Source organism: Streptomyces sp. AJS327 (assembly GCF_013450295.1).
In the GTDB taxonomy this organism is placed as follows: Bacteria; Actinomycetota; Actinomycetes; order Streptomycetales; family Streptomycetaceae; genus Streptomyces.
The window spans coordinates 2,279,148-2,290,000 of the sequence record NZ_SKBR01000001.1; the positions used below are offsets into that span (position 1 = coordinate 2,279,148).

7 protein-coding genes (1 of these 7 only partly in view) are annotated in these 10,853 nt (G+C 74.6%); 1 reads left to right on the top strand and 6 read right to left on the bottom strand.

What is annotated here, in order from left to right; all coding sequences use genetic code 11:
• Positions 1 to 21: 21 nt before the first annotated feature.
• The 4 genes from glpK to E0L36_RS09090 all read right to left on the bottom strand — a co-directional run bounded on the left by glpK (position 22) and on the right by E0L36_RS09090 (position 6,465).
• Positions 22 to 1,524: a glycerol kinase GlpK gene (glpK, locus tag E0L36_RS09075; protein WP_180928304.1), complete on the bottom strand. Its 1,503-nt coding sequence runs from the start codon at positions 1,522 to 1,524 to the stop codon at positions 22 to 24.
• Positions 1,525 to 1,585: 61 nt separating this feature from the next.
• Positions 1,586 to 2,320, bottom strand: coding sequence for an MIP/aquaporin family protein (locus tag E0L36_RS09080; protein ID WP_180928305.1), 735 nt, complete (start codon positions 2,318 to 2,320; stop codon positions 1,586 to 1,588).
• Positions 2,321 to 3,033: 713 nt separating this feature from the next.
• Complete coding sequence (locus tag E0L36_RS09085; protein WP_258015939.1) at positions 3,034 to 3,837, bottom strand: M15 family metallopeptidase; 804 nt, start codon at positions 3,835 to 3,837, stop codon at positions 3,034 to 3,036.
• Positions 3,838 to 4,125: 288 nt separating this feature from the next.
• Positions 4,126 to 6,465, bottom strand: a complete 2,340-nt coding sequence (locus tag E0L36_RS09090; protein WP_180928307.1) for a glycoside hydrolase family 31 protein — start codon at positions 6,463 to 6,465, stop codon at positions 4,126 to 4,128.
• Between the two features lie 260 nt (positions 6,466 to 6,725).
• On the opposite strand from E0L36_RS09090, the gene E0L36_RS09095 reads away from it, so the two are divergent.
• Positions 6,726 to 8,762, top strand: a complete 2,037-nt coding sequence (locus E0L36_RS09095; RefSeq protein WP_180928308.1) for an acetoacetate--CoA ligase — start codon at positions 6,726 to 6,728, stop codon at positions 8,760 to 8,762.
• A 173-nt stretch (positions 8,763 to 8,935) separates the two neighbouring features.
• Here the strand turns inward: E0L36_RS09095 and ptsP are convergent, their stop codons facing one another.
• Together ptsP and E0L36_RS09105 are read right to left on the bottom strand one after the other, a co-directional pair.
• A complete protein-coding gene (ptsP, locus tag E0L36_RS09100; protein WP_180928309.1) occupies positions 8,936 to 10,606 on the bottom strand; it encodes a phosphoenolpyruvate--protein phosphotransferase in 1,671 nt (556 codons plus the stop codon).
• A gap of 92 nt (positions 10,607 to 10,698) precedes the next feature.
• Positions 10,699 to 10,853 carry the final stretch of a PTS glucose transporter subunit IIA gene (locus E0L36_RS09105; protein ID WP_180928310.1) on the bottom strand. It continues 295 nt past the right edge of the window, so 155 of the gene's 450 nt are visible here — the last part of the coding sequence; its start codon lies off the right edge, out of view; its stop codon occupies positions 10,699 to 10,701.

A 10,853-nucleotide genomic window follows, 5' to 3' on the forward strand; every position in this document is an offset into this window, starting at 1 on the left:
AGGCGCCGGGCGGCGGCGGGATCAGTCCTCCTGCCAGTCCAGGCTGCGCCGCACGGCCTTGCGCCAGTTGCGGAACTCCGCGTCCCGCTCCTCGGCCGTCATCCGTGGCGTCCACTGGGCGTCCTGCTTCCAGTGCGAGCGCAGTTCGTCGAGGCCGGACCAGACGCCGGTGGCCAGCCCCGCCGCGTAGGCCGCGCCGAGGCAGGTGGTCTCCGCGATCACGGGCCGGGTGACCGGCACGTCCAGGGTGTCCGCCTGGTGCTGCATCAGCAGCCCGTTGGCGGTCATCCCGCCGTCCACCTTGAGGCTGGTGATCGGCACCCCGGAGTCCTGGTACATGGCGTCCACCACCTCCCGGGTCTGCCAGCTCGTGGCCTCCAGCACCGCCCGGGCCAGGTGGGCCTTGGTCACGTAGCGGGTGAGCCCGGTGACCACCCCGCGCGCGTCGGAGCGCCAGTACGGGGCGAACAGCCCGGAGAACGCCGGGACGATGTACGCGCCGCCGTTGTCGTCGACGCTGGCGGCGAGTTCCTCGATCTCGGCGGCGTCCCGGATGATCCCCAACTGGTCACGGAACCACTGCACGAGGGCGCCGGTGATGGCGATCGACCCCTCCAGGCAGTAGACCGGCGCCTCCTCGCCCAGCTGGTAGCCGACCGTGGTCAGCAGGCCGTGCTCGCTCGCCACCGGGCGGGTGCCCGTGTTGAGCAGGAGGAACGAGCCGGTGCCGTAGGTGTTCTTCGCCTCGCCCTCGGCGTAGCACGCCTGCCCGAAGACGGCGGCCTGCTGGTCACCCAGCGCCGAGGCGACCGGCACCCCGGCGAGCTGCCCGGTGGCCTCCCCGTAGACCGTGGAGGAGGGCCTGATCTCCGGGAGCATCGCCGCCGGCAGGTCCATGGCCTCCAGGATGGAGGTGTCCCACTCCAGCGTCTCCAGGTTCATCAGGAGCGTCCGGGAGGCGTTGGTGACGTCCGTGACGTGCACCCCACCCTCGGTGCCGCCCGTGAGGTTCCAGATCAGCCAGGTGTCCATGGTGCCGAAGGCGATCTCCCCGGCGGCGGCGCGCTCCCGCAGCCCCGGTTCGTTCTCCAGCAGCCACAGGGCCTTCGGCCCGGCGAAGTAGCTGGCGAGGGGCAGGCCGGTGCTCGCCCGGAAGCGGTCCTGGCCGACCTCGCCACCCAGCCGCTCACAGAGCGCCGCGGTCCGGGTGTCCTGCCAGACGATCGCGTTGTGCACCGGCTGCCCGGTGGATCTGTCCCACAGGACCGTCGTCTCACGCTGGTTGGTGATACCGAGCGCGCTCAGCTGACTGGCGCGCAGCCCGGCCTTGGCCAGGGCCCCGGCGACGACCGCCTGGACCTTGGACCAGATCTCGGTGGCGTCGTGCTCCACCCAGCCCGGTTTGGGGAAGATCTGCCGGTGTTCCTGCTGGTCCACGGCGGCGATGCTGCCGTCCTGCCGGAAGATGATGCACCGGCTCGATGTGGTGCCCTGGTCGATGGCGGCGACGTACTGCTCCGTCATGGTCACATCCTCTTGGCGCGTGTACGGGAAGCTCTCTGGCGGCGCGGCCGCCGGTCGGCGGCTAGAAGGCCAGACTGTAGACCCCGGCCCCCGCGACGGCGCCGATCAGCGGCCCGGCCACCGGCACCCAGGCGTAACCCCAGTCCGAGGAGCCCTTGTTGGGGATCGGCAGCGCCGCGTGCACCAGGCGCGGGCCGAGGTCGCGGGCCGGGTTGATGGCGTAGCCGGTCGGTCCGCCCAGCGAGAGGCCGATACCGGTGACGAGCAGCGCCACGACCAGCACCTGGGTGCCGTTCTCCGCCAGCGCGGCGGTGGCGCCGAAGGCGAGCAGCGGCACGATCAGCGCGAAGGTCGCGATGGCCTCGGTGGTGACGTTCGCCGCGGGGTTGCGCACCTCGGGGATGGTGGAGAACATCCCCAGCGTGTCCTGCGCGTGCTCGCGGTCGGCGTTCGCCGCGTACTGGGAGTAGTAGGCGCCCCAGGCCAGTACGGCACCGATGATGGCGCCGATCATCTGCGCCAGGATGTACAGCGGGACCTTGCTCCACTCGCCACTCTCGGTGGCCACGGCCACCGTCACCGCGGGGTTGATGTGGCCGCCCGAGAGCGGCAGCGCGGTGTAGCCACCCGCCAGCACGCCCATGCCCCAGCCGAAGGCGACGACGATCCAGCCGCCCGACTTGGCCTTCGAGAAGCGCAGGTTGACGGCGGCGCAGACGCCCGAGCCGAGCAGGATCAGTATCGCGGTACCGATAACCTCTCCGGCGAATATGTCTGCGTTGGAGAACTCATTCACGACGGCTCCTTGCCCCCTTCGTCCGGGGTCCAGCGCCCCGGGGGATCCGTGCAATACGCGGTAGTACGCGCGGGCGCGGGAGCGGCCCGGAGGGCGGTTCCGCTCACACCCCGACCGCCCTCCGTGACAGGCGTGACGGCAGTGTTCAACCCTGACGGGGGACCGTCAAGGTCACGGACCACCCGGAGTGACACCCTCCACTCCCGTTCCCCCGCGTCCCACGCCCTCCCCACCCGTGAAACGGCCCAACGACGGCCCAGCGACAGCCCAACAACCCCGCCTCCACGGTGTCCTGACGCACCGTCAGGAGAACACCTCCGCGCTCGCGGCGCTCCCCTTCCCCGGGCCTCCTCGCCCCCGGCGCCCACCGGCCGCCTCACCTCAGCGCGTTGCCGCCGGCCGGCGCCACGCGCCGCGCGGAGCACGGCGGTTGACCACCGGCCGGGCCGCCACCGGCTCCGGCGGGGCGACCCGGCACCGGATGTCACGGCGAGGTCACCGGATCTCCACATTGGCGCACCCGCTCCACCCCTCCCCGAACCTCCGCCGGTGCCACGGTCGTCCGAAGTGGCGAGAGGGCGGTACGGGACCGACGGGGGTGGATCCGTACCGCCCTCGCCCCGTCCCGGGCCGGACGCGCCGGGCCGCCCGGCACCGGCCACGCGCCCGGCCACTCCGGGCCGGGCCCCCGGCGCCGGGCCGCGGAGAACCCGCTATCCGCGCCGGTGCTCCACCGCGTCCCGGTGGACTGGGAAGTCGAAGTACCGGTCGGGGAAGGTCTCCCGCTCCAGCGTGAAGTGCCACCACTCCTCGGGCAGGTTGCGGAAGCCCACCCGCTCCAGTCCGTTCCGCAGCAGCGCGCGGTTCCTCCGCTGCTCGGTGGTGGCCCGGGGGTCGTCGGTGTGGGAGCGGGTGTCGAAGCAGTCGAAACCGGTGCCCATGTCGACGGAGTTGTCGGGGAAGCGCTCCTCGCGCGGGGCGAAGCACGGCACCAGCGGCTCGCCTGGAACGTACGGGCTGGTGGGCTCGGCGGGCAGCCGCACCAGCGTCAGGTCGACGGTGCTGCCCCGGCTGTGCCCGGACTCCTCCGCGATGTAACCGTCCTCGAACAGGCGGGACTTGTCCACCTCGGGGTAGAACTCCCGCTTCATCCGCTCGTCCTGGAGATCCTTCGCCCAGTCGACGAACTGGTCCACCGCGCGCTGCGGCCGGTAACAGTCGTACACCTTCAGCGAGTAGCCCCGGGCGAGGAAGGTCCGCTGGGCCTTCCGCAGCGCCTTCGCGGTGTCCCTCGTCACCAGGCAGAGCGGCTGCTCGTAGCCGTCGATGGGGTCACCGACGAAGGTGTGCGCGGTCGGATAGCGGATCTCGTGCAGGATCGTCGGATCGAACCGGTCCAGGGCCACGAACTCCCTGGGGGCGGTGGGTTCCCCGGCGGCCGGTCCGGCGGCGGCCGGGGCCGAGAGCCCGGTGGCGAGCAGCGCACCGGCCCCGAGACCGGCACAGAGACGGGCCAACCGCCGGGCGGTTCGCGGGCGTTGGGCGGCGGACGGCCGGTCCGCGAGCGGGGACGGCGAACGGGACGTCAGACGGGACCAGAGCGACGGAAGTGACATGCCCACCTTCAATACCCCACCGGCCGCCCCCGTGGAAGAGCCCGGCCCGGGCAGCGCGGATCCAGCCCCCAGCGCCGCCCGACCGGCCCACCCCGCTCCGCCTCCCGCCCGTCCCTCCGCGAACCCCTCGTCCCCGCTGAGTCCTCGCGCGCGTCACCGGCGCTCCGGCCCCTCGCCCGGCGGCCGCGCTCACCCACCCCGCACTCGCACCGGATAGCTCACCGGCCGCCCGTCCGTCCGCTCCACCACCGTCTCGCCGTCCGCCAGCCGCACCACGAAGCGCTCCGCCTCCGGCCGCTCCCAGCCGTCCCCCCGGTCCGCGAACAGCAGCCCGCTGCCCGTCCGGCCGGGCGCCGGACGCCACACGTCCAGCGCCACACCCCCGTCCGGCCCCGCCACCGGCACCGCCGCCCCCGCCCGCGCCAGCACCGGGATCCGCGAGATCGGCGCCGCCACCCGCACCTCCCCGGGCCCCTCGTGGGCGGCGCCGGTCGCCGTGTCGTACCAGCGGCCCGACGGCAGCCGCACCGTCCGCTCCCGCGTCCCGCCCTCCAGCACCGGCGCCACCAGCAGCGCGTCCCCGAGCAGGAACGCGTCCTCACAGTCCCGCAGCGCCCGGTCCTTCGGATGCCGCCACCACAGCGGACGCGCGTAGGGGGCGCCGGTCCGCCGCGCCAGCTGTGCCAGCGTCAGGAAGTACGGCAGCAGCCGCTCCCGCTCGGCCAGCGCCACCTTCGCCTGCTCCAGCACCACGGGACCGAACTCCCACGGCTCACGCCGCCCCGACCAGCGGGCCGAGCGGGTGCCGAACAGCGGCAGGTAGGCCCCCAGCTGGAACCAGCGCAGATACAGCTCAGGAGAGACCCGGCCCGCGCAGCCGCCCACATCCGACCCCACGTACGGCACCCCGCACAGCCCCAGCCCCAGGACGTACGCCAGCGCCGCCCGCAGCCCCGCCCAGCCTCCCACCGCCCCCGCCGACCAGGTGCCGCCGTACCGCTGCGCCCCCGCCCAGCCCGAACGGGACACCAGGAACGGCCGCTCGTCCGGGCGCGCCCCGCGCAGCCCCTCGTAACCGGCCATCGCCATCGTCAGCCCGTACACGTTGTGGGCCTCCCGGTGGTCGCCGCCCCGGCCCTCCAGAGCGTGGCGCGCCGACCGGGGGAGCGTCCCCTCGCCGCACACCGTCAGCACCGTGGGCTCGTTCATGTCGTGCACCAGCCCCGAACCCCGCGGCGGCAGCCGTTCCGCGCACAGCTCCGCCCACCACTTCCGCACCCGGGGGTCGGTGAAGTCCGGGAAAGCCGACTCCCCGGGGCAGGCCGCGGCCCGCACCTCCCGCCCCCCGGCCCCCGTCACGAACACGTCCCCGGCCACCCCGCTCTGGTACACCGGGTTCTCCGCGACGGCCCGCACCGCGGGCCCGACCACCGGCACCAGCCGCACCCCGTGAGCCGCCAACTCCCGTGCCAGCGCCGTCGGTTCGTCCTCCGGCACGGACTCCCACCCGCCCCGCCGCCGCCCCGGGTCCACCTGGAGCGCCCGCAGCGGCAACCGGTGCTCGGCGAACAGCCCCGCCACCCGCCGCACCTCCCGCCGCGGCCCGGGCCGCTGCCAGCCGTGCTGGTACCCCAGCGCCCAGCGCGGCGGCACCGCCGGAGCCCCCGTCAGCGACCGCCAGCCGTGCAGCACCCGCGCGGGCGGACCGACGATCACCCAGTACCGCGCGGGCCCGCCCGCGAAGCGGACCTCGCACCGCCCCGGCCGGTCATGGCCCGACCCCAGCCCCTCCGCGCCCTCCCAGAGGGCGACCTCGCCGTCCCACGTGGTGTCGTGGAACACCAGATGCGTCCCCACGTCCGCCACCACCAGCTGCACCGGCATCGTCACGGACAGCGGAGCCCGCCGGGTGGCGAACGGACCCGGACCCGCGTTCCACATCCGGTAGCGGCCGTCCCGCAGCCGCGGCCCCCACGGCCCACCCCCCAACCCGAAGAACCGTGCGTCCGCCGCCACTTCGGAACGCTGCGCCCACCGCGACCCCGCCACCTCGCCCTCCCGCGGCTCCGCCCGCTCCCACCAGCGCGGCGGCGGATCGCGGCGCAGCAGCGCCCCGCCCGGCGTCCGCAGCTCCACCACACCGTCCCGCGCGACGGTCACCAGCACCCGCTCGGACACCACCCGCCACCCGCCGTCCGTGTCCGGCTCCAGCACGGCCCGCTCGTCCGGCTCGGGACACGCCCCACGCAGCGCGTACGAGGGCTCGGGGCCCGCGCCGTCCCACCCGCAGAACACCGCGCCCCCCACCGCCACCCGCACCCAGAGCGAGGAGCGGGCGAACCGCACCACCCCGCCCCCCGGCCGCCGCTCCGCCTCCAGCGCCACCCCAGGCAGCCGCGCCCGCTCGCCCTCCCGCTCCGCCGACAGCGCCGCGTCGGCCCGCTGCCGCCGCCAGGTCGACCGGACGGCGCGCGCCCCCTGGGCCCAACCGACCGCCTTCACCGACCGCACCAGGTCACGCGCATCCATGCTGCTCAGCCTGCCACCGGCGGGGGACACCGGGAGCACCGTTCAACTGGAGTTCATCCAACGTCCGCGCCGGACCCCGGAACCACCCCCGCCGCCACCCGGTCCACCACCCCACCCCACCCCGCCCCTCCCACCAGGACCCGGTCTGGCGCGCCCGATGCCCGCATGGCATCGTCCTGCGCAGCCGCAGCGCACGCGTCACCAGGGCGTGCGCACCCCCGCGCCCCCACCCGCGCGGCAGAAATGAGCAGGGAGCCCACATGACCGCAGAGCCGCACCGCAGCACGGCGCAGCCCACCGCACCCGAGCCGCTCTGGCGGCCGGACGCCGGTCGCGCCGAGGCCGCACGGATCACCCGGTTCCAGAACTGGGCGGCCGGGCGGCACGGCGCCCCACCCGCCGACCCCACCGATCCGGTCGCCAGCTACGCGGCGCTGCACCGCTGGTCCGTGACGGAGCTGCCGGCCTTCTGGCGGGCGCTGACCGAGTGGTTCGACATCCGCTTCGCCACCCCCGCCGAGGCGGTCCTCGCCGACGAACGCATGCCCGGCGCCCGCTGGTTCCCCGGCGCCACCCTCAACTACGCGGAACACGCGCTGCGCGCGGCCGAGGACCCGGCCCGCGCCGGGGACACCGCCCTGCTCCACGTCGACGAGCGCCACCAGCCGCTGCACGTCAGCTGGGCCGAGCTGCGCCGCCAGGTCGGCTCGCTCTCCGCCGCCCTGCGCGAGCTGGGCGTCGGCCCCGGCGACCGGGTCAGCGGCTACCTCCCCAACATCCCCGAGGCGGCGGTCGCGCTGCTCGCCACCGCCACCGTCGGCGCCGTGTGGACCTCCTGTAGCCCGGACTTCGGCGCCCGCAGCGTGCTCGACCGCTTCCAGCAGGTCGAACCCACCGTGCTGATCACCGTCGACGGCTACCGCTACGGCGGCAAGGAGCACGACCGCCGGGAGACCGTCGCCGAACTCCGCGCCGAACTGCCCACCGTGCGCGCCGTGGTACACGTCCCGCTGCTCGGCACCCCGGCGCCGGACGGCGCCCACGAGTGGGCCGCCCTCACCTCGGCCGAGCCGGGCTCCGCGGCGGCCGAACCGGTCTTCGAGCAGGTCCCCTTCGAGCACCCGCTGTGGGTCCTCTACTCCTCCGGCACCACCGGACTGCCCAAGGCGCTCGTCCAGTCCCAGGGCGGCATCCTGCTGGAGCACCTCAAGCAGCTCAGCCTGCACAACGACATCGGCCCCGGCGACCGCTTCTTCTGGTACACCTCGACCGGCTGGATGATGTGGAACCTGCTGGTGTCCGGCCTGCTCACCGGCTGCACCGTGGTCACCTACGACGGCAGCCCCGGCCACCCGGACACCGGCGCCCAGTGGCGTGTCGTCGAGGAGACCGGGACCACCGTCTACGGAACCTCGGCCGCGTACGTCATGGCCTGCCGCAAGGCGGACGTCCACCCCGCCCGGGACCACGACCTCTCCCGCGTCCGGTGCGTCGCGACGACCGGCTCGCCGCTGCCCCCCGACGGCTTCCGGTGGATCCACGACGAGGTCTCGCCCGACATGTGGATCGCCTCCGTCAGCGGCGGCACCGACGTGTGCAGCTGCTTCGCCGGCGCCGTCCCCACCCTCCCGGTCCACACCGGCGAACTCCAGGCGCCCTCCCTCGCCGTGGACCTGCACGCCTGGGACCCGTCCGGCCACCCCCTCACCGACGAGGTCGGGGAACTCGTGGTCACCCGCCCCATGCCGTCCATGCCGATCCACTTCTGGAACGACCCGGACGGCACCCGCTACCACGACAGCTACTTCGACGTGTACCCCGGCGTCTGGCGGCACGGCGACTGGATCACCCGCACCGCCCGCAACACCGTGATCATCCACGGCCGGTCCGACTCCACCCTGAACCGGCAGGGCGTCCGCATGGGGTCGGCCGACATCTACGAGGTCGTCGAGCGCCTCCCGGAGATCCGCGAGTCCCTGGTCATCGGCGTCGAACAGGCCGACGGCGGCTACTGGATGCCGCTCTTCGTCCACCTCGCCGAGGGAGCCGTCCTCGACGACGACCTCCGGGACCGCGTCAAGCGCACCCTGCGCGCCGACCTCTCACCCCGGCACGTGCCCGACGAGATCATCCAGATCGACGGCGTGCCGCACACCCTCACCGGCAAACGCCTCGAAGTGCCGGTCAAGCGGCTTCTCCAGGGAACCCCCCTGGAGAAGGCGGCCAACCCCGGCTCCGTCGACAACGTGGAACTCCTGCGCTTCTACGAACGGCTCGCCGCCGACCGCGCCTCCTGAGCCCGGGGCCCGTCCGCCCGGGGCGGCGCCAGCGCGCCACCCCGGAGCCGGGCGGGCCCGAACTCCCCACCCCCACGGGCCGGTTCACCGGAACGACCGGACCACGACCGGACCGGGGGAGGACCAGGGGAGGAACCGCCGCAACCGCGGCCCGGCCTCCCGTCCTGGCCGGCTCACTCCCCGGAGAGCACCGCCCGCGCCGCCGTCCGCGCCTCCTCCGCGCTCTCCGTCGCCCGGGCCGCCGCGGCGGCCCGCTCACACTGCGCCAGCGTGTGCTTGGCGAGCCGCGCCCGCACGTACGGAAGGGCCGAGGCTCCCATCGACAGGCTCGTCACACCCAGCCCAGCCAGCACACAGGCCAGCATCGGATCCGAAGCCGCCTCCCCGCACACCCCACAGCTCTTGCCCTCGGCCGCCGCCGCCTCCGCCGACAGCGCCACCAGATCGAGCAACGCCGGCTGCCACGGGTCCTGGAACCGGGAGACCGAGCCGAGCTGCCGGTCGGCCGCGAAGGTGTACTGCGCCAGATCGTTGGTGCCCAGCGACAGGAACTCCACCTCCTGCAACACCGACCTGGCCCGCAGCGCTGCGGACGGCAGCTCCACCATCACCCCGGCCTTCGCCAGCAACCCCGCCTCCCGGCACACCTCGGCGAACGCCCGCGCGTCCGCCCGGTCCGCCACCATCGGAGCCATGACCTCCAGGTAGACCGGCAGCCCCTCGGCCGCCTTCGCCAGCGCCAGCAACTGGTTGCGCAGCACCTCCGGATGGCTCAGCAGACTGCGCAGCCCACGCACCCCCAGCGCCGGGTTCGGCTCGTCCCCCGGCGTGAGGAAGTCCAGCGGCTTGTCCGCCCCCGCGTCCAGCACCCGCACCACGACCCGGCCCTCCGGGAACGCCTCCAGCACCTGCCGGTACGCCGCCGTCTGCTCCCGGACCGAGGGCTCGCGCCCCCCGTCGTCCAGGAACAGGAACTCCGTACGGAACAGACCCACGCCCTCGGCCCCGGCCTCCAGCGCGGCCGGTACGTCGCCCGGCCCGCCCACGTTCGCGAGGAGCGGCACCTTGTGCCCGTCCGAGGTGGCGCCCGGCCCCCGGGCCGCCTCCACGGCGGCCTTCCGCTCCTCCGCCGAGCGCAGCAGCTCCGCCCGCTCCCCGGCGTCCGGCCCGACCACCACCTCGCCTGTGCTGCCGTCCACCCCGATCACCGTGCCCTCGGGCAGCCGCGTCGCCCCCGGGAGCGCCACCACCGCCGGAACGCCGAGCGCCCGCGCCAGGATCGCGCTGTGACTCGTCGGCCCGCCCTCCTCCGTGACGAACCCGAGCACCAGCGTGGGATCCAGCAGCGCCGTGTCCGCGGGCGCCAGATCCCGCGCGATCAGCACGAACGGCTCGTCGCTGTCGGGAACCCCGGGCATCGGCACCCCCAGCAGCCGCGCCACCATCCGGTTCCGTACGTCGTCCAGATCGGCGACCCGGCCCGCCAGGTACTCCCCGGCCCCCGCCAGCAGCGCCCGATAGGCGGCGAAGGCGTCGAAGACCGCCCGCTCGGCGGTGCTGCCCACCGCGACCCGGCGCTCCACGTCGGCCAGCAGCTCCGGATCCTGGGCCATCATCGCCTGGGCCTCCAGCACCCCCTGGGCCTCCCCACCGGCCAGGTTCCCCCGCGCGGTGAGATCGGCGGCCACTGCGTCCGACGCCTGCCGCGCCCGCTGCTGCTCGCGCGGGATCTCGTCCGTGGTGATCTGCCGGGCTGGCGGTTCCAGTACCGCGGTACCCATGTGCCGCGCCGCGCCGATCGCCACCCCGTGGCTCACCCCGGCGCCTCGAAGCGTTCTGTCCATCTCATCCGTCCCGGTTCCGTGCGGCGGCGACCGGCCACCGCGGTGGTTCGTGCAGCCCCCTCCTCACCGGCCCACCCAGGACCGCCGAGCGGTCACCGCCAGTGGAAGAGTGTCCCGCCCGGCCGGACGTCCCCGTCCTCGGCGATGTCGGTGAGCGCCTCCGCGGCGGCCTCCAGCGCCACGACGGGCGAGATCGGCGACTTGCCCGCCGCCTCCACCGCCGCCGGGTCCCAGCGCACCAGCGGCT

Bases quoted from the DNA above. Each gene is read 5' to 3' on its own strand.
- glpK (WP_180928304.1), bottom strand. From the start codon at position 1,524: ATGACGGAGCAGTACGTCGCCGCCATCGACCAGGGCACCACATCGAGC.
- E0L36_RS09090 (WP_180928307.1), bottom strand. From the start codon at position 6,465: ATGGATGCGCGTGACCTGGTGCGGTCGGTGAAGGCGGTCGGTTGGGCC.
- E0L36_RS09095 (WP_180928308.1), top strand. From the start codon at position 6,726: ATGACCGCAGAGCCGCACCGCAGCACGGCGCAGCCCACCGCACCCGAG.
- ptsP (WP_180928309.1), bottom strand. From the start codon at position 10,606: ATGGACAGAACGCTTCGAGGCGCCGGGGTGAGCCACGGGGTGGCGATC.